General features: G+C 48.2%; 16 protein-coding genes and 1 tRNA gene. 9 read left to right on the forward strand and 8 right to left on the reverse strand.

What is annotated here, in order from left to right:
- Positions 1-154 precede the first annotated feature (154 nt).
- Positions 155-967, forward strand: coding sequence for a segregation/condensation protein A (locus QT974_RS12230; RefSeq protein WP_333468751.1), 813 nt, complete (start codon positions 155-157; stop codon positions 965-967).
- Positions 968-1,261: 294 nt separating this feature from the next.
- Entirely contained in the window at positions 1,262-2,425 is a 1,164-nt protein-coding gene (locus QT974_RS12235) for an NDP-sugar synthase (protein ID WP_333468752.1), read from the forward strand.
- Positions 2,426-2,540: 115 nt separating this feature from the next.
- On the opposite strand, the gene speA is transcribed toward QT974_RS12235, so the two are convergent.
- Positions 2,541-4,550: a biosynthetic arginine decarboxylase gene (speA, locus tag QT974_RS12240; RefSeq protein ID WP_333468753.1), complete on the reverse strand. Its 2,010-nt coding sequence runs from the start codon at positions 4,548-4,550 to the stop codon at positions 2,541-2,543.
- A 411-nt stretch (positions 4,551-4,961) separates the two neighbouring features.
- Positions 4,962-6,101: a helix-turn-helix domain-containing protein gene (locus QT974_RS12245; RefSeq protein ID WP_333468754.1), complete on the reverse strand. Its 1,140-nt coding sequence runs from the start codon at positions 6,099-6,101 to the stop codon at positions 4,962-4,964.
- Positions 6,102-6,433: 332 nt separating this feature from the next.
- Between QT974_RS12245 and QT974_RS12250 the strand changes: the two genes are divergently transcribed.
- Entirely contained in the window at positions 6,434-7,642 is a 1,209-nt protein-coding gene (locus tag QT974_RS12250) for an RNA-guided endonuclease InsQ/TnpB family protein (RefSeq protein WP_333468755.1), read from the forward strand.
- A gap of 105 nt (positions 7,643-7,747) precedes the next feature.
- Here the strand turns inward: QT974_RS12250 and QT974_RS12255 are convergent, their stop codons facing one another.
- Positions 7,748-8,338 carry a DUF3611 family protein gene (locus QT974_RS12255; protein ID WP_333468756.1) on the reverse strand — a complete coding sequence of 197 codons (591 nt, stop codon included), beginning with the start codon at positions 8,336-8,338 and terminating at the stop codon, positions 7,748-7,750.
- A gap of 167 nt (positions 8,339-8,505) precedes the next feature.
- Here QT974_RS12255 and QT974_RS12260 point away from each other — a divergent pair, with 167 nt between their 5' ends.
- The 3 genes from QT974_RS12260 (at position 8,506) to QT974_RS12270 (ending at position 10,025) form a co-directional block, all read left to right on the forward strand.
- A complete protein-coding gene (locus QT974_RS12260; protein ID WP_333468757.1) occupies positions 8,506-8,676 on the forward strand; it encodes a hypothetical protein in 171 nt (56 codons plus the stop codon).
- Between the two features lie 510 nt (positions 8,677-9,186).
- Entirely contained in the window at positions 9,187-9,483 is a 297-nt protein-coding gene (locus QT974_RS12265; protein ID WP_333468758.1) for a hypothetical protein, read from the forward strand.
- 113 nt (positions 9,484-9,596) lie between these two features.
- Entirely contained in the window at positions 9,597-10,025 is a 429-nt protein-coding gene (locus QT974_RS12270; protein WP_333468759.1) for a heavy metal-responsive transcriptional regulator, read from the forward strand.
- 430 nt (positions 10,026-10,455) lie between these two features.
- Here the strand turns inward: QT974_RS12270 and QT974_RS12275 are convergent, their stop codons facing one another.
- From QT974_RS12275 to QT974_RS12295, 5 genes are all read right to left on the reverse strand, one after another.
- Positions 10,456-11,331, reverse strand: coding sequence for a DMT family transporter (locus QT974_RS12275; protein ID WP_333468760.1), 876 nt, complete (start codon positions 11,329-11,331; stop codon positions 10,456-10,458).
- Between the two features lie 152 nt (positions 11,332-11,483).
- A tRNA-Leu gene (locus QT974_RS12280) sits at positions 11,484-11,565 on the reverse strand.
- On the reverse strand, positions 11,544-12,416 hold the full coding sequence (locus tag QT974_RS12285) for a M48 family metallopeptidase (protein ID WP_333468761.1): 873 nt from the start codon (positions 12,414-12,416) through the stop codon (positions 11,544-11,546). Before QT974_RS12285 ends, QT974_RS12280 begins: the two co-directional genes overlap by 22 nt.
- A gap of 172 nt (positions 12,417-12,588) precedes the next feature.
- Positions 12,589-13,980, reverse strand: a complete 1,392-nt coding sequence (murA, locus tag QT974_RS12290) for a UDP-N-acetylglucosamine 1-carboxyvinyltransferase (RefSeq protein WP_333468762.1) — start codon at positions 13,978-13,980, stop codon at positions 12,589-12,591.
- A 277-nt stretch (positions 13,981-14,257) separates the two neighbouring features.
- Positions 14,258-14,449, reverse strand: a complete 192-nt coding sequence (locus QT974_RS12295) for a hypothetical protein (protein WP_333468763.1) — start codon at positions 14,447-14,449, stop codon at positions 14,258-14,260.
- Between the two features lie 29 nt (positions 14,450-14,478).
- On the opposite strand from QT974_RS12295, the gene smc reads away from it, so the two are divergent.
- The 3 genes from smc to QT974_RS12310 all read left to right on the forward strand — a co-directional run bounded on the left by smc (position 14,479) and on the right by QT974_RS12310 (position 19,794).
- Positions 14,479-18,291: a chromosome segregation protein SMC gene (gene smc, locus QT974_RS12300; RefSeq protein WP_333468764.1), complete on the forward strand. Its 3,813-nt coding sequence runs from the start codon at positions 14,479-14,481 to the stop codon at positions 18,289-18,291.
- Positions 18,292-18,358: 67 nt separating this feature from the next.
- On the forward strand, positions 18,359-19,372 hold the full coding sequence (locus QT974_RS12305; protein ID WP_333468765.1) for a PRC-barrel domain-containing protein: 1,014 nt from the start codon (positions 18,359-18,361) through the stop codon (positions 19,370-19,372).
- 185 nt (positions 19,373-19,557) lie between these two features.
- Positions 19,558-19,794: a DUF433 domain-containing protein gene (locus QT974_RS12310; RefSeq protein ID WP_333468766.1), complete on the forward strand. Its 237-nt coding sequence runs from the start codon at positions 19,558-19,560 to the stop codon at positions 19,792-19,794.
- Positions 19,795-19,819: the final 25 nt, after the last annotated feature.

Below are 19,819 nucleotides of genomic sequence, written 5' to 3' on the forward strand. Positions count from 1 at the left end.
ATAAGGGGGGGACAAGATTCTTCTCAAAGTCCCCCTTTTTAAGGGGGATGCGAGGGGGATCGAGATATGTGCAACGACCCATTAAATTGGTATAACACAAGCCTGTTTATTTGTAGGCGAGTGTATCAGCCCTAAATCTAAAATCTAAAATCGAATGGTTGTTTCCAGAGACCCTGATGGTTTAGAAACGATTTCTGAGGGGATCGCAATTTTAATTGATTTAGCAGAACGGGGAGAAATCGATCCTTGGGACGTTAAAGTCATTGAAGTGTTCGATCGATGTTTGAGCAAGCTGACCAACGCCTGTGATGCCGATCAGAGTTCAGATTTCTCCGATTTGTCCCACTCCGGCCAAGCGTTTTTGTACGCTTCAATGCTGGTTTTGCTCAAAGCAGAAAGTATTGTCCTCTGTGAACCCCCGCCGAATCCCGAAGTGGACGAAGCCGCCCTCGAAGACACAGAGCACTCAGGAGGGCGACATTTGCCGCAGCATCTGGAGCGACAACTGCGCCGTCGCGGTGTAGCTCAACTCCCACAAAAACGCCCGGTGACTCTCCCAGAACTAATCGAGCAATTGCAGCTCATGAAAGCTGCGATGGAGCAGACTGTTGCTCCTCGCCGCCGCCCGACTTCAAAAATGCGATCGCAAGCTGCTCAGGCTATCTTTGAGCTAGCTCACCAAGAAAATCTCGTGGAAACTGCTAGCGAACTCGATCGATTTCTAGCAGAACGGGGCCAGGAAATTGACGAGGGTTGGCTGGACTTGGACAAATTGCTGGAACTGTGGCATCATCACGGTTTTAACTCCTCTGTCCACCCAGACCCCCCGCCCGCGACTGAGGAAGTTCATTTACCAAAGTATGACCGCGTGGGTGTTTTTTGGGCGTTGTTGCTGCTCTCGGCTCAGTCTAAAGTAGAGTTGCTTCAAGAGGAGTTTTACCAAGACCTCAAAATCCGGGCGCTTTGAGCTTGGATGTGCATCAGATAGGCTTCCGGGGCGGGTTTACCAGTGTTTGGAACTCTTGAGAGCCGGACGAACCTGCTTCTAGAGGACTTTTAGGTACATTCACCCGGACTTGAGATTATTTCTGATTTCTGATTCCTGGTTGGTTAAATCCAGGTAAATTGGGCATAAATGATTGATAGCCTGGTAGGATATCGCCTATAAACAGGTCAGGGTGCTGCGATCGATAAAGGTCGCAACCGCTAGCATCTAATTGTTGAGTTGATATCAATTAACAGAGGGTTGAGGAAGTTAATAATGAAAGCGATGATTCTGGCGGCCGGTAAAGGCACTCGCGTCCGTCCCATTACTCACACGACACCAAAACCGATGATTCCCATCCTGCAAAAGCCAGTGATGGAGTTTTTGGTTGAATTGCTCCGCCAGCACGGATTTGACCAGATTATGGTCAATGTTTCCCACTTGGCCGACGTGATTGAAAACTACTTCCGCGACGGTCAAAAGTTTGGGGTACAAATTGGCTATTCTTTTGAAGGGCGAATTGAAGACGGACAAATGATTGGAGAAGCCGTCGGTTCGGCTGGCGGTATGAGACGAATTCAGGACTTCTCGCCGTTTTTTGATGATACTTTTGTCGTGCTGTGCGGCGACGCTTTGATTGACTTGGACTTGACTGCTGCTGTGAAGTGGCATCGGGAAAAAGGGGCGATCGCTACTATTGTAATGAAATCTGTTTCCCGGGATGAAGTTTCCAGTTACGGTGTTGTAGTTACTGACGAGTCTGGCAAAATTAAAGCTTTCCAAGAAAAACCTTCTGTAGAGGAAGCTCTGAGTACCGACATCAACACTGGTATTTATATTTTTGAACCAGAAATATTCAATTACATTCCTTCTGATACCGAGTACGATATCGGTTCCCAGTTATTCCCCAAGCTAGTAGAAGCAGGCGCGCCGTTTTACGGGATTAGCATGGACTTTGAGTGGGTTGATATTGGCAAAGTTCCTGACTATTGGCGGGCAATTCAGAGCGTGCTGTTGGGAGAAATTAAAAATGTTTCGGTTCCCGGAATTGAAGTGCGTCCCGGCATTTACGTTGGTTTAAACGTAGCTGTCAACTGGGATAAAGTTGATATTACCGGGCCTGTTTACATTGGCGGGATGACGATTATTGAAGACGGAGCCAAAATTGTCGGCCCAACAATGATCGGCCCGAATTGTTGGGTGTGTAGCGGGGCGACTGTGGAAAATAGCGTGATTTTTGAGTATTCCCGTTTGGGCCCGGAGGTGCGGTTAGTTGACAAACTGGTGTTCGGACGCTACTGCGTTGATAAAACTGGGGCGGCGATCGATTTGCAAGCAGCAGCTCTCGATTGGCTGATTACTGACGCTCGCCAAGTTTTACCGACTCAGCACGGAGAAGAGCGGCGGGCGATCGCAGAAATTCTCGGTCATACTGATTAATGGTTAATTGCTAATTGCTAATTTTTTCAGGTAAGGTGCGCACTGCGCACCTTACTTTTACGGTGATTATCTCAGCTTTCAATTCTGGTAAGGCGCTCTTGCTGCACCCTGAATTTTAGGACTGAAGATAAGTATATTGACCCAAACTCCGCTCGTAATTTTGCAGTAAAAGTTGAGCCTCCGAAAGAGTAATTTTATTTTGCTGCAAAGCTGCTTCTGTCTGGCGGCGGATGCTTTCAACCAAACTTTCTGCATCGTATTGTACGTAGCTGAGAACTTCTTTCATCGTGTCCCCTTTGACAACGTGTTCGATGTGATAGCCAGAAGGCGTTAGCTGAATGTGCACTGTATTTGCATCGCCGAATAAGTTGTGAAGGTTGCCCATAATTTCTTGATAAGCACCTCCCAAAAATAGCGCCAAATAGTAAGGTTCTCCGGGTTTGAGAGTATGCAGCTCCAACACAGACTTGACATCTCGCAAATCGATAAATTGGTCGATTTTGCCGTCGCTGTCGCAGGTGAGATCGGCTAAAATACCGCGCTGAGTCGGTTCTTCATCGAGCCGATTAATTGGCATTATTGGGAACAATTGGTTAATTGCCCAACTGTCTGGTACTGACTGAAAAACAGATAAGTTGATGTAATAAATGGATGCCATCACCTTTTCTAGGTCTTCCAAATCGTCCGATACGTATTCTTTTTGCCGCGCGATCGCCTGTATTTTATCGCAGCAAGCCCAGTACAACTGTTCGGTTTTCGCCCGTTCCGCAATTCCCAAATAGCCTAAGTTAAATAAACTAACTGCTTCTTCCTTGAATTGGATAGCATCGTGATAGACTTCTTGGTAATTTTCGGGACTGATAGATTGGTAAATTTCGTAGAGATTGCGCGGAATTTGGTGCGCGTTTTCGTCTACGGGTTCTGGTATTTCTCTGGGAACATCGCTAGTTCCGAGTACGTCAAAAACTAAGACTGATTGGTGAGATGCGATCGCCCGCCCGCTTTCACTAATGATAATTGGTACAGGAATTTTCCGCTCGTCGCAGGCATCTTTGACTCCGGCTACTACGTCGTTGGCGTAGTTTTGCATATTGTAGTTTTTGGAAGCGTGGAAGTTGGTTTTAGAACCATCGTAGTCAACCCCTAGCCCGCCGCCTACGTCCAAGTAGCTCATGTTAGCTCCCAATTTAGCTAATTCTACATAGATGTGGCTGGCTTCTCGAATGGCGTCTTTGATGACGCTAATTGAGGAAATTTGAGAGCCGATGTGGAAGTGCAGCAACTGCAAACAATCAAGCATTCCAGCTTTTTCTAGTTGGGCGACGGCGCGGATAATTTCAGGAATTGTCAAGCCAAATTTTGCCCGATCGCCCGTGGAACCTCCCCAGCGCCCAACGCCTTTGGTCGTGAGTTTGGCTCGCACTCCCAAAACCGGTTTAATTCCTAATGCAATGCTCGCGGCGATTGCGAGTTCTACTTCCTCAATTTGCTCTAGCACAATTACCGAAGTTTGACCCAGCCGCTGCGCCAAAATCGCAGTTTCGATGTATTCGCGGTCTTTGTAACCGTTACAAATTAACAAAGCGCCCGGGGTTTTTAAGGTCGCCAAAGCAATCATTAATTCTGGTTTCGAGCCGGCTTCCAATCCGAAGTGATGGGGTTGACCGAAACGCACCAAATCTTGAATTAATTGTCGGTGCTGGTTGCATTTGACTGGAAAGACACCGCGATAGACATTTTTGTAATTGTAGCGGGCGATCGCTCTGGCAAAACAGGAATTTAGGCGATCGATCCGATCTTCCAAAATATCAGAAAATCGAATCAGCAGCGGCAAAGCCAAATTTCGCTGCTTGAGCGATTCTACCAGTTCGCACAAGTCCAGAGAACCGCCGCGATCGCCCTTGGGAGACACTGTAACGTGACCGGCAGCATTGATCGAAAAATAGGGCTCGCCCCAACCTTGAATGCGGTACAGTTTCTCGCTATCTTCTATTGTCCAAGATTTTTGTGCCAGTTGAGAAGTTGGTACCAAAGCACTGTGCGATACAGCCAAACTCGTGACTGTTGGCGGCTGAGTCGATACCGGCTCGATATCGGAGGAAGCAGCGGTGGCTGGGGAACTCATCTTATCGGAAACCTATTTTAGGAGTGGTCAAATAGATAGTTTATCGCACATATTGGGTTTCCTGATGCCGTTGAAAATGCACTTTTGGTACAAGACGGGGCAATTTGAGATCGGAGATTTGAGATTTGACTCTACACATAGATCAAAAGTGGGGGATGCAACTAAAATTTTAATCGCAATTATTCTCCAGGACTGATGTCTTCAAGCTGTTTGGCCCGTAAAGGTGAGCTGGGAAACTCAGGTGGGCGAGTTCACCTGCGCCAAGAGTGTGTCGGAGGATCGATCGTCCGACACACTCTCACCCAATACACTTTAGATAAGAAAGTTCGATCGGCAAAACCCTGTGAACAAAAGATACTGCGATTGCTTGGTTCCTCGCAATGACAAGCGCTAACAATCGCGTATTCCACTCTAGCCAAAAATCACCTCCGGCGGTGCCATGTCAGCCCCCACAATCATGGCCCCGTTGTGAGACTTCTTCAAACCCGGCTGAGGCGCTTTTTCTTGGCTTTTTGGAGACGGTGCAACAGAGGCGGGCGGTGTCACCTGTGGCTGCACTGCATTGGCTCCTGGTACCACGGGCTGCTGCGACAGCCAACCTACACCCCCTATCGCCCCAGCCATCAAAGCGGTGTAACCGATGTATAAATGCACGGGATGCATTTGAAAGCCTTCGCCCGAGTCGGAGTCGGAAGCAGACAAATAGGTGCTGGGAATTATGGGGTTCGGAGCGGGTTTTGGCAAAGCATTAGCCATCGCGGTGCCATCTAGTCCCAAGGCGTCGCCCAATCTGCGGATAAAACCTCTAACGTAAATATCTTGGGGCAGTTTCTCAATTTCCCCATTTTCGATCGCTTCGATGTGGTGCAGCGGCACAAGAGTTTGACTGTGCAGTTGCTGGAGGGAGAGCGATCGAATTTGCCGCCCCTTGCGCAATTCTCTACCCAACTCTTGCAGGCATTCTTCTCGCTGTTGAGTTGCTATTGCTGCTGCTTCTTCCTTCGTGATTTTTTTCTGCTTCTGGGGAAAACCGAACCCTGGGAAGGATTTGGCGGGAGCAATAACAGTTAGTGCCGGTGCAGCGGACTCAACTTGAATTTCAGCTTGAGGCGCTTGTTTGCTTTCTTCTGAAGTGTAAGTGTCTCCGCAATTTTCAGTCTCGGGTTCGGTTGTCGAAGGCGCTTCCAAAGTAGCGCTGCGCCAATAGAAAACAGGAGCAGGTACTGACGGTTCTACTTCTCTAATATAGGATGCCGCGTCACTTGCAGCAGCGAAATTGTCTTGGGCGACTTGGATTTCCGTTTTGTTTGGTTTGCCAAATCGGTCAAATGCGAGCTTCACAGCTTCTCTGCTAACTGCTCTAATTAAAATTTCAGCAGCAGAGGCTGCGGAACCCAACATAGTTTGTAAGCTAGCTAGAGCTTGGGTGTAGGTGTCGCTACACAGGAGTTCAGCTTCTATTTGACCGAGGACAGAACGAAAACTTTCTTGAGAAACTTCAATAGTTGCGTGATCTGTCACCCCAAAATAAGCCTCGGGTTTCAGTGCCATGATGTTTGTGTTGTCTTGCTAGAAGGTATCTGAGTACGTTCTTCGACTGCTTGGCAGCGATTCCGGATGTCGGTTAGGGGAGAGGGCATCGCGAAGAAGGCCGGAGCCGGGCATCGGGCATTAGCTACCTCGGCGGGAAGCCCCGCACTCTATCTGCAAGATGAGTGTCGGGATGAGAGCCTGGTCGATCGAGGTTGGGAGGTTGCAAAGGTTCCGCAGGACAGGAAAATCTCCACCTACGTGATAAACACACTCCCCGAAATATAACCGACAATTCCCACACAGCCTGCCTTGTTTGTGTTAGACTGATCGTATAAGCACTCTAACAACTAATGCTGAAAGCTGTCAAAGTCCGAATCTACCCAACCGAAACCCAGCAAGCTCACCTTGCTCAGGCGTTTGGTTGTGTGCGTTGGGTCTGGAATCAGTCGCTCAATGTCATGTCTCAAACCTATAAGGAGACAGGGCGTGGCGTTTCAGCGATGACTATGAAGAAACAGATTCCGTTATGGAAGGCTGAACATGAATGGTTGTCTACCTGTTATTCGCAGTGCTTACAGCAATCTGTATTGAATCTGGGCGTTGCTTTCGGCAACTTCTTTGATGGACGTACAGGCTACCCAACATTCAAGACCAGAAACGGTCGGCAATCATTGCAATACCCGGCTAACGTTAAGGTATTGGATGAAGGTCAAATCAAGTTCCCCGGTAATCTCGGTTTGGTGAAAGCTAAAATTCACCGCGAATTAATTGGGAAGTTGAAAGCCGTAACAGTATCAAGGATGCCAGACGGTCGCTACTATGCCTCATTGTTGATAGATGATGGTATTGATTCGCCAGAATCCAGCGATGATGGTAAAGCGATTGGGATTGATTTGGGATTAACTGATTTTGCCGTCACTTCCGATGGCTCCAAGTATCAAAATCCCAGACATCTTAAGAAGCATGAGCGGAACCTGAAAAGAAAGCAGCGTAAGCTATGTCGCAAAAAAGATCAAACCACTAATAAGCGGCGTAAAGCCAAAAAAGCGTTGGCGCGGGTGCATTCAAAAATCACTCGTGTCCGTGAAGACTTTCACCACAAACTATCCCGCAAGATAGTCAACGAGAACCAAGTTATCGTGGTGGAAAACCTCGCAGTCAAAAACATGGTGAAGAATCACAACCTCGCCAAAGCCATCAGTGATGTTGGCTGGGGAACGTTTTGCACCATGCTTAAGTACAAAGCGGAGCAGGAAGGTAAAGTCTATCTCGAAGTTGAGCGCTTCTTCCCATCCTCTCATTTGTGCTCAAACACTTTACAGCGAGTGGCCAAGATGGATTTGTCGATCAGGATGTTTGATTGCCCTCACTGTGGGGAACGGCATGATAGAGACATCAATGCGGCAATAAATATTAAGCATGAAGGCTTGCGGATATTGGCGTTGGGAAGCAGCGCTACTGCCCTTGGAGGCAATGTAAGACCAAAGAAGTATGGGCGCAAGTCTACTACTTCCCAGGCTGTTGCCGATGAATTGGGAAGCCCGCGCTCTATTGCCTAGCAATGAGCGTCGGGTACTTCACTAGGCCCTCACCAATAACCAATAACTAATAACCAATAACCAATAACCCATGCCCCATGCCCTGCGCAGCCCCATTCCCATTTTCTATTGCTTGTGAATGCGATCGAGCAACCACAAACTCCCGATCGTGCCGACAAAGTGGGCAACAGTGGCGTGAGTATTGGCCAATACCACAAATATGTCTAAAGGCTGAATAAATCTGCTGAAATCAACGGCGGCACCAAACAAAGCTTGCGGCTGAGCTAGAGATTTAGCTAACAGCGTGCCACTGATGGCTTCTGCGCCGATCAGAGTCAGCAGCATTCCTGATAAGTTGCTCATCAGTGTCAACTGCACTTGTTTGATTGTGTCTGCTTTTTTAGGGCGGGCAGCATTGGCGGGCGATCGCAACTCTCTCGACAAGCGGGTGAACCTCCAAGCACGAAATACGCTGTAACCGAGGACTCCGAGCCCGCACAAGGCAAAAAAGACGCCACCGCCGGTGCCGGCACTGGTTGAGCTCCCTGGGGCGGTAGCGCTGGGGATGGCAAACGGGATGGCAAAGAGCAAAATGATCGTTGCCACCACCGCCAGCACTGACTGCACCCAGAAGCACACCCAGCCTGCTGTACGAAGGGCAAAGGCAACTCGCTGTGCAGCTACCGGAAGCTTATCGTTATCTAACTGATTAGTCATATTTTGAGCGCATATAATTGAGTGGTTTTAATTGGCAGCAGTTTTTTTTTAGCGCGGACGGTTGATGGTGGTTAACCATCTTTATAATGGAATCAGAAATGTTTAAGATTTGTAACTAACATTCGATTTCACCTCTTAATAGCGTCGATCGCAAGGTATCTCAAGCAATGACACAACTACAACCCACCATCACTCCCAAACTGGAACAACCAAAGTTTGGCTTCAACAGCTACGCGGAACGCCTGAACGGTCGAGCCGCGATGATCGGTTTTTCCCTAACTTTAATTATCGAGTATGTCACAGGGCAGGGGTTGCTGGCCTGGTTAGGTCTCAACTAATTTTAGCAATGGCGCGGTGAGTCGATTTGAAATTTGAGATTTTAGATCGACAAGGGCAGATTTATCTGGGAGTAAGAACCGGAGCAGTCCCCGCTTGGCATTCGTTGAATCTAAAATTTTGGTTGAGATTGACTCCGGCTGAGCTGGCGGGGCTGGTACCCGTTTTTGGGCGGATCGGCCTCACACTTGGTCTGGACACTCAGTCTGCTGGGTGTCACCCTGCTGCCCGCGATCGATTCAGGAATTGATTAGAATATTAATTAGAAACAAGCCCAGCGACAAGTCGATCGAGAAACATCGGTTCAGACAATGCAAGAGCTAACTGGCAATCTGTATCTCGGATGAAATTTTGATGAGACAAGCTTGGCAATTTGGCCTCGCTCCCGTACAATTCCCGACAGGCGAGAAGATTAATTGAGGTAAAGCTAGTTTCAAAGCTAGAAATCTCGATCGCACCGCCAACTCTAAGTTTTAGAGATTGTAGATAAATATAGAACAGAGTAAAACCACATGAATGCTTCGTGGACGCGACTTTTGAAGTCAGCTTACCGTAAAGAGCCAATTACCAGCTTTGTTATGACAGTGGGCGTTGTCGATGCAGCTATTGGCAGCATTGGTGCGAGCGGCTCTTTATTGGCTTTTGGGCTGGGTACTGCTGGGGTGGCGATGGGTCTCCGCTGGTGGCAAAGTTACCGCTCTGGAACCGAACAACCCGCACCTGCTGCCGAATACTATCTTCCTCCTGTGTCTTCTCGACCTCAGTTACCGACGCTCAACAATGTGTCTAAGAAAAATCCTCCTTATTAAGTCGATCGGGGAATGGGACTTTGGGGATGGCGATCGCCCCAGCCTGCATCTGAGACAATATTAAAGATAGGGTCAGAAAAGTCTTTCGATCTTCGATCTTTGAGGCTTAGTTTATGAATATTTCTGTTGCCGAGAAACTGTACAAAATTGGCTCCGTAGCTGCCTGTAGCGGTTTGTCTGTGAAAACTGTTCGCTACTATGAAGAGATGGGCTTGCTGTCTCCGGCAGTGAAGCGTTCGCCTGCTGGTTATCGGTTGTTTGAGGAAGCGGTATTCAACAGGTTAGCTTTTATTAAACGATCTCAGGCTCTGGGTTTGAGGCTTCAGGAGATTAATGATATTTTACAAGTTCGCGATCGGGGAGAGTTGCCTTGCTCGGAAGCGAAGCAGCATCTAACTTTGAAGGTTGAGGCAATTTCCGGGCAAATTGCAGCGTTAGAAACTTTGAAGGGGGAGTTGCAAGGTATTCTTAACCGCTGGCAAGAGCAACCGGAACCCGCGAGCCTTGCTGGGATGATTTGTCCGAACATTCAGCGGGATTGAGCAGCGCCCCAAATATACAAAAAAAGGGAAGGAATTATCGGTTTCCTTCCCTAGGTTGATTTGTTGTTGGTTTGGTCGATCGTTTGGTCTATCGCCCTGAGCTTTTAACCGTTTCCGGAGAGTTTGCTGTTGCTTTTTGAGCTGTCGAGCTCTTGCCGAGCCGCCTTTGCCTTTGGAGTTTCTGCCCTCGCTGCGGGGAGACTCCCAACTTTTTAGTCTCATATTTTTAATTTTTTGCACTACTTCTATAGTACACTGCTACAAATTGAATGTCAAGTATTTTTGATGTCGATGTTTTTGAGTAGGAATTATTGACTGTTCGATCGTTAGGAATGCGAGTCCTTGATGGATGGGGACTCGCATTCCTAACAATCGAACCTCTTTTATGATGTTGTTTGTTTGCAAAGATGATATCAAATCTCAAATTGCATTACCTCAAACCTAATAATAGCGCGATGCCAGCGATCGCACCAACCACGCCCAAAACAGCCCGAAGGCTAACTTTTTCGCCCGCGAGTACGGCTAAAGGCAGTACAAATAGGGGACTTGTAGAACTGAGTGCTTGAGCGATGGCTGCGGGTGCATATTTCAGCGAAGTCTGTTGCAAGGAAATTCCCAGATAGGTTCCTAAAAAAGCTGCTAAAATTATTGCACCTAATGTTTTAGGTGCTTTTAATTGTTGGAAACTATCAATGTTTGTGGGGTTGAGAAAGCACAGCATGACTGCCATACCGCCGCTCAAACGCAACGCCGCTGTCCACAAGGGATCGATATCTATTTGAGTGAAGGCGGCGCGGGATAAAACTGCTCCGGCGGCGTGGGCTGTTTGTCCTAATAAACTAATCCCTAATCCTTGCCAAAGATGTTTTGATGGTAAGGTTGTTTCGGCTGTTCTTTCGGCAATTACCCAAGCTACGCCGCAGATTGTTAGCAAAATGCCAGTACAAGCAATGGGCGATAGCTTTTCTTGCAAAAAAATTAAGCCGAATAATGCTGTTAAAGGGGGAGATAGGGTTTCTAGAAGCAGGGCTCGCCTCGCACCTAAATATTTTAAGACGATAAACCAAGCGGTGTCTCCGATGCCAATTCCTAGGGCACCGCTGATGAGCAGCATTGCTAAGATATTAAGGTTGACTGCTGGTAAGGATTTACCTAAAATTAGTATGGTGGCAAGGAGCATGACCAGGGCGATCGCGCCTTTGAGCAAGTTTAGTACAACTGCCGGGATTTGCTGTCCGACTCGCTGCCAAATTGTGGAAGATAAAGCCCAGACAAATGCAGCACCTAAAGCGGCGATTTCACCCATAAAATTATTAGTTATTGGTTATTAGTTATTGGTTATTGGTTATTGGTTAAATGCCCGATGCCCTGCCCATGCCCAATGCCCAATTCCCCATGCCATATAAATTAGGGTTCCAGATAAGTCTGGAACCCTAATTTATTAAGCTCTTGTAGTAGTGGGCGGGGAGAGAATCGAACTCTCATACCTTTCGGTGTCAGATTTTGAGTCTGATGCGTCTACCAATTTCGCCACCCGCCCTTTTTGGTGGTTTCACTATCATAACACGCCGATCGATTTCCTGCAAGCAAAGATTCATAATTTTTTGAACTTGCCCAGCGATCGATCTCTTTGGCGCGCAATACTGGTACAGGATGGGACAACTGAGCTGTTTGAGCTTGCTTGAGCATTTCCCCTAGTTCAGTGCTGCTGAGGTCGTCATAGGCTCGCGCTTGCGCCAAAAACGCATCGAGATTCAGTTTCGGTGCTAATGTTGGCGAACCTCCGGCCAGTTTCATCAACACCGATGCTACCACTCTGGGGTCTTGGGTGGCGAGTAAGGCGGCGCGATCGCACGTAAATTCTGCACAACGCAACCATTCCAACATTTGCGTTTGCAAACCCTGGGCGAGTACGGTTCCCAAAGGCGAAATTTGACCGGCGGCCAAGACAATTAAATTAGCCAGAGTCAGGTAAACTCCGTGCTCGCATTTCAAATGTCCCAACTCGTGAGCAATTACGGCTTTCACTTCCTCGTCCGTGAGCAAATCAATCAGGGAAGTGTGCATCACCACAAACGGCTGTTTTCCCCGCATCGCAAAGGTGTAAGCATTGGGCATCGGATGCTGGCGGACATAAAGCTGCGGCACTTCCAAATCCAGAGTTTTGCAAGCATCCAACAGCAATTGATGCAGGTGCGGTAATTGATTTTCGCCGACTTGGACGCTGGAAGCCAGATTTTCGAGCATAAAAAACTGTTCGCCAAGTTGTCCCAGCAACTGCCGCACCATCAAATCGAGTCCGGGAAGTTGTTTGAGAGTGTTGGTGGCTTCCAAGTCCAGCGGGTGCCGAAACTGGTCTGCTTTTAAACCGATGAGGGGGATGTTTAACATTTTAGTCAGTTGGTCATTGGGCAGTTGGCAGTGGTTATTTGTTATTTGTTATTTGTTATTTGTTATTTATTAGTTCTCATAACTAATAACCCATAACCCTTCGACCCTTCGACTACGCGAGCGGGCACCGCAAATAACCGACAACCAATAACAAATAACCACTAACTACTAACTAGCAGTTTAAACTCGATCGCACTGGATTGACAGGAAACTCAGCATTAGCGGGGTCTGTTCCCTCTTTGACTCGTCGCAACTTAGCTCCCAATTTTTGGAGTTTGAGCTCTAACTGCTCGTAGCCGCGGTCTAAATGCTGCAAGCTGCTGATGGTGGTGACACCATCGGCTGCAAGTCCCGCAATTACCAAAGCCGCTGAAGCCCGCAAATCTGTTGCGACTACGGGCGCACCCGACAGCATTGGGACTCCGCGCACTACGGCGACATTGCCTTTAACGCGAATGTCGGCGCCCATGCGGTTGAGTTCTGCTACGTGGCGCAAGCGGTTCTCAAATACGGTTTCTTTGATGATGCTGTCTCCCTCGCTCAACGTCAGCAAAGCCATAAACGGAGCTTGCATATCTGTGGAGAAACCGGGGTAAGGCAGAGTTTCGATGTCTGTAGCGGTGTGAATTTTGCCGGGAATTATCCGCACAATGTCGGATTCTACGATAATTTTCGCTCCCATTGCCTGCAATTTGGCAATAACTGCGGTCAGGTGGTCGGGAATTACCGACGACAAACTGATTTCTGAGTGAGTGATGGCTCCTGCTAATAAAAATGTTCCGGCTTCGATGCGATCGGGAATAATTGCATAGTCTACCGCGTGGAGTTTCTCAACTCCCGAAATGACGATCGTATTTGTGCCCGCGCCTTGAATTTTTGCTCCCATGGCGCGGCAGAAATTCGCCAAATCGACGACTTCCGGCTCTTGAGCCGCGTTTTCAATCACGGTTTCTCCTTGGGCCAAAGTCGCAGCCATCATCAAAGTTTCGGTGGCGCCGACGCTGGGGTAGTCCAAATAAATTTTGGCTCCTTTGAGGCGGCGGTTCGGCCCTTTGACGTAAGCATGAACTGTACCGTGCTCGATGTGGACTTCGGCGCCCAGGGCTTGCAGGCCCCGAACGTGGAGTTCAACGGGCCGCGCACCAATGGCGCACCCACCCGGTAAAGGCACTTTGGCAAATCCCAAACGCGCTAGCAGCGGCCCGATGATGAAGAAGCTGGCGCGCAGTTGGCTGACTAATTCGTAGGGAGCTTGAGCATCTATGAGGTTGCTGGCGTTCATATCTAAAACGTCGCCGTTCTGCTGTACTTTGACTCCTACAGCCGAGAGAATTTGTCCCATGCGGGCGACATCGACTAGAGCGGGAACGTTGCGGATGTGGCAATCGTCGGGGCATAATAGAGCTCCTGCCATGACGACTAAGGCAGAGTTTTTGGCGCCGCTAATTTTTACTTGTCCTTTCAGGGGCTGGCGACCCCAAATTTGCAATACTTGTTGGTCGCTTTCGGGTGAAGCTGACAGGTTAGATGAGTTTTGAGTTGGTGTAATGATTTTGCCCTCCATATTTGTTTCGCTACTTTATACATTATTAATTTTGGTTTCGATTTTACCGGAAAGTTTTTATATGTCTAGGGGGGGATGTGAGGATTTTGGGGCTCTGTGTTGGTTGAATTCCTTCAGGGTGAGGGTTTCAGGTGCGATCGCCAAATTAAGGTTGATTTAGTACCATCAAGTTATCTGTATCAAAAATTACGGTTTGTTTCGGGCTGTGGCTGGGGGTGGAGATGTTGCAAGATGGTCAACAAGCTATTTAACTCATAACTTACGCACAGGGATCTCTTCAACCCGGTTTGTTCTGAGCTGCTTGGCTGCAAAACCTGTTATTTTTCCGAAAAACTGGGTTGAAGAGTGTCAGTTCGATCGCCAAAGGTATTCTGGGTTGTTGACTATCGTGTAAGATATCGGTTCTATCGCTATCTCGGAAAATATACATATTGTCGATCGCCCCAATGCCTGTGTTACCCTGTGACAACACCCTAGAGCCAAAGTTAGTGCTAGCAAATGGTTCACATTAAGCGGATCGAACTAACTAACTTTAAATCTTTTGGCGGCACAACGTCCATTCCCATGCTGCCTGGTTTTACTGTGGTTTCCGGGCCCAACGGTTCCGGGAAGTCCAATATCCTGGATGCTTTGCTGTTTTGTTTGGGGCTTTCGACTTCTAAGGGAATGCGGGCTGAACGTTTGCCGGATTTGGTGAACAGCGCTCAAAATAAGCGCGGTACGATTGAGGCTAGCGTGACAGCGACTTTTGCGCTGGAAGATGTGGGTGATGAATGGTTTGCTCGGGATGAAGATGAGAATGAGAATGAGGAAGAAAATGCAGCCGAAGAGTTGTCTGGTGAAGCAGAAGATGTAGAAGCAATCGAAATTACAGCAACTGAAGACAACAACGGACAATCATCAGATATAAAATCTAAAATTCCCAATCAAAAATCGGATGAGTTATCTGTTGAAGAAGTCGAAGAAATAGAAATCGCCACCAGTCAAGAAAACAACGGACAACTACTGGCTACTAATCGAAAATCGAAAATTCAAACTCCCAAACCGGATGAGTGGAGTGTGACGCGCAAACTCCGAGTCACTCGTCAAGGAACTTACACATCAAATTATTACATTAACGGCGCACCTTGCACGCTGACTCAACTGCACGAACAACTGAACCGTTTGCGAATTTATCCCGAAGGTTATAACGTTGTTTTGCAAGGAGACGTTACTAGCATTATTTCAATGAATGCTAAAGAACGCCGCGAAATTATTGACGAATTAGCTGGTGTGGCTCAATTCGATCGCAAAATCTCTCTCGCACGGCAGAAGTTGGATGAAGTTAAGGAAGTTGAAGAACGCAGCAGCATTGTCGAAAAAGAGCTGATTTCTCAGCGCGATAGACTGGCGAACGATCGCGCAAAAGCCGAAAAATATCAAAAGTTGCGGGCGGAATTTCAAGAGAAGTCGCAGTGGGAAATTGTGCTGAAGTTCCGACAGTTGCAAAAACAAGAGTGGAAACTGCGCGAACAAATCGAAACGGGCGATCGCAATTCTACCTCTCTCACCGAACAAGTGCAAGCAATTAGCACCCAAATTCAAGCCGCAACCGCTGAACTTGAGGCGCTGAATGCTCGCGTTAAAGCTTTGGGCGAGTCGGAATTGTTGGCTTTGCAAGCAAGTATTGCCACTCAGGAAGCGGAACGGCGGCAACTCCAAAACCGCAAACAGGATTTGGAAACAACTGCTGGACAAATGGCGGCTAATATAGCACAAACTGAGGAAGAAGTGCGGCAGTTTCGGCAAAGTTTGGAGCAGATTGAGATTGAAATATCCTATGTGATGTCTCAAATAGGTATTTTTCAGGAACAGCGCGACGCCGCTCAACAAAGTTTAGATCGGAGTCGGGAAGTTGCAAATGCGATCGCCTCGACAGCAGAAGTTTGGGTACAGCAGCAAACGGAACTGCACCGCCAAATCGAGACAATTCAGCAAACTTTGGAGCCGCAGCGCACCGAACAAGCTACTATTGGCCTCATAGCCGATCGCCTGCAAAGTCAAATTCAAGAACAAAACCAATCGCTGCAAGTATTGGAACAGGAAATTACAGCGAAAAAAAATCAGCAATCAAGCCTTGGGGAAACCCAAAAAGTTGGGGCTTTGCAAGTAGAATCGCTGAATCAGATTGTAGTCGCAGCCGAACAAGAATTGCAACTGCAACAGGAAACTCAAACTCGTTTGCTGGAAGAACAGCGGGAAAGACAGCGCAAGTTAGATAAGCTAGAAGTGCAGTTTCAAGCCCAGCAAGAAGCCAGCGGCACGTTCACGGCAAAAATTGTCGCGCAAAGCGGAATTGGCGGAGTTTGTGGCTTGGTGGCTCAACTGGGCCGGGTGGAACCGCGCTTTCAGTTGGCGCTGGAAATTGCGGCGGGCGGCCGCATGGGTAATATGGTGGTGGAAAATGACAGTGTGGGTGCTGCTGCGATCGAATTGTTGAAGCAAAAACGGGCGGGAAGAATGACGTTTTTGCCTTTGAATAAGATTAGGGGCGGCAGGTTTTCGGTAAATGAAAATTTGCGGCGCGCGGCGGGTTTTGTGGATGCTGCTGTCAATTTGATTGACTGCGACGGGCGCTATCAGGAAATTTTTGCTTACGTTTTTGGCAGTACGGTGGTGTTTAGCAACCTCACAGATGCCCGCCGCTATTTGGGACAGTACCGAATTGTTACTTTGGATGGGGAAATTTTGGAAACTAGCGGGGCGATGACTGGGGGAAGTTCTGCTAATAAATCTACCTTGCATTTTGGTACGGTTGATGCTAATAGTGAGGCTGGGGATGAAGCCAGGACGATCGCATCTCTGCAAGAACGCCTTGAGGAAATTGAGCGGATTTTGGAACGGTGCAAAATTGCGATCGACCGCGCGTCAATTTCGGTCAAAACTCGCAGCCAAGAATTTATGGAAGCAAAGCAGAGTTTGCGCGAACATCAGTTACGTTTGGAACAGTTGGAGTCGGAAATTAAGAATTTGCAAGCGCAGCAGTCACAGGTGCGATCGCAAATTGCTAAAAATACTCAGGAATTGACTGATTCGCGCACCAGATTGCAGTTGCTGGAGAGAGAATTGCCCGCACAGGAAACTCAATTGCAGCAGTACCGCCAAACTTTGGCGCAGTTGGAAGAGTCGAACAGTCACAGCGAATGGCAGCAAATGCAGTCGGGTTTGCGCGCTCAAGAAGCGCAACTGCAAGAGCGCGAATTGGCTCACAGAAACGTCCAGCAGCGTCTTGTAGACTTGCAAAATCAATTCGGGCGTTTGGAGGAGAAAATTAAGGAAGGCAGCGAGAAATTGCAGGAATGGCAAGTGCAGCAAAATGCGGGTACTGATGCTGTTAACCGCATTGTTTCGCAGCAGTTGGAACTCGACGCACAGATTGCAGCAGCTAGGGCGGCTTTGGCTCAAATTGAGGAAAAGTTGGGTGTGGAAAAGGGATCTCGCGATCGCGCCGAATCTCAACTGCGAGAGCAACATTTGGCCAAACAACAGTTACAATGGCAGTTGCAAAAACTGCACGAAACTCAGCAAGAACGCCGGGAACAATTAGCGGCCGTCCGCACTCTCATGGAAACGCAGCGCGCGGAAATGCCCGATCCGGTGCCGTCGATTCCCGAAAATGTCGAGAAAGCTAATTTGACCGAGTTGCAGCAGGAAGTAAAGGCGATCGCCAAACGCATTCAAGCTTTAGAACCGGTGAATATGTTAGCATTGTCCGAGTACAACCGCACTCAAGAACGCCTGCAAGAATTAAGTCAAAAATTGACGACATTGGCAGGAGAACGCACTGAACTTTTGTTGAGAATAGAAAATTTTACCACGCTCAGGCGGCGCGCTTTTAAAGAAGCTTTCGATGCGGTTAACGAGAACTTCCAGACTATCTTTGCGGAACTTTCCGAAGGCGACGGCTATCTCCAGCTAGATGACCAGGAAGACCCTTTCAGCAGCGGTTTGAATTTGGTCGCTCACCCGAAGGGGAAACCAGTTCAGCGGCTGGCTTCTATGTCGGGAGGCGAAAAGTCGCTGACGGCGCTGAGTTTTATTTTTGCGCTGCAACGCTACCGCCCGTCTACGTTTTATGCTTTTGATGAAGTGGATATGTTTTTGGATGGGGCAAATGTGGAGCGATTAGCTAGAATGATAAAACGACAGTCTGAACAAGCCCAGTTTATTGTTGTGAGTTTGCGGCGACCTATGATTCAATCGGCCCAGCGTACAATTGGTGTTACTCAAGCGCGGGGAGCTTATACTCAGGTCATCGGACTTAAGTTGTAGTCCCGGAGTATCTGTTGATGATGGTGTTCAGTGATATATATACTTGATAAATCAGGATTAGAGTTAGATGACATCCGAACAAATCTGCCAACGCTCCGACATTCTAGGTACTCAGGTTATCACCCGCGACAGAGGTAAGCGCTTGGGTGTAGTCAGTCAATTGTGGGTGGACATTGACAGGCGGGAAGTTGTGGCGATCGGTCTGCGTGATAATATATTTGCGGTCGCTGGAATGCCGAAGTTTATGTTCCTCAGCAATGTCAGCGAAATCGGCGACGTGCTGTTGGTGGAAGATGAAAGCGCGATCGAAGATGATGTTGATGTTGAAGTCTACAGCATTTTGATTAATAGTGAAGTGATTACCGAAACCGGCGAACTGTTGGGAAGGGTGCGGGGCTTTAGGTTTGACCCGGAAGACGGTAAGTTAGTTTCTATCGTCATCGCTTCCCTGGGAATCCCCCAAATCCCCGACCAAGTTCTCAGTACCTACGAGTTGGGAATTGAGGAAGTTGTCAGCAGCGGCCCCAACCGCTTGATTGTGTTTGAAGGTTCCGAAGAAAGGCTGAGGCAGCTTAGCGTGGGCTTGCTGGAGCGCGTCGGTTTGGGCCAAGCACCTTGGGAACGTGAAGAGGACGAGCAAGGCTATTATCCGAAACCCGTGGCTACGGAGTATCAATTGGGCCCGGGCGTGCGCATACCTGCGCCAGAAATGCGCAGCCGAGTAGCGACGCCAGTGGTGGAGGAAGTTATTTGGGACGAGGATTCGCAGTGGAACAGGCCGCAGGTGCGACAGCAGCAGATGCGCGCGATGCCGCAGCCGGAGCCGATCGACGATTATGATGAGTATGAAGAGGATAATTGGGGCGGCGAGGACGATTACGAGGACGAGTACGAAGAGAAGCAGTACACGCCTCAGGTTGCTCGCCCGAAGGAACCGGTCGCGGTGGAATACGAGTACGAGGATGATGTGGAGGCCGATGCTTGGGCTGACGATGAGGCGCCTAAGCCTTACAAGGCTCCTCGGGTGAATATCCCTGAGAAAACTAAGACTCCTGAGTACGAGGAAGAGCCTGGTTATTAAGATTAATCCACTGGTTTCAACCAGTGGTTTTACATAGGAAATCGCTGTCCGAGAAAATCCTGGAAAGCCCGCTGTTGCGGGTTTTGTTTTGATTGGGGCGATCGCTCTAATAGATATAATAAAAGTATAAAAGTGCGATCGACAAGGTAAAAACCGTGACTCTAACTGCAACTGAATACAAATAGGTGGAATTAGACGAGAATAACGTTCCTCTCATCGCCGGAACCACAATGAAAGTGATTGAATTAGTACAAGCTCATCTCGCTTACGGGTGGAGTCCAGCCGAGTTACACCTCAACCACCGCTATTTGACAATGAGCCAAATTCACTCTGCTTTTGCTTATTATTGGGATCGCAAACAAGAGCTTGACGCAGATATGCAGCGCAGGTTTGAGTATTATAAAACTTCATTAAGTTTGTAAGCAGTAGTAAGCAACGGTAGTATCA

The sequence above is a fragment of the Microcoleus sp. BM001215392 genome (genome assembly GCF_036700185.1).
GTDB lineage: Bacteria > Cyanobacteriota > Cyanobacteriia > Cyanobacteriales > Microcoleaceae > Microcoleus.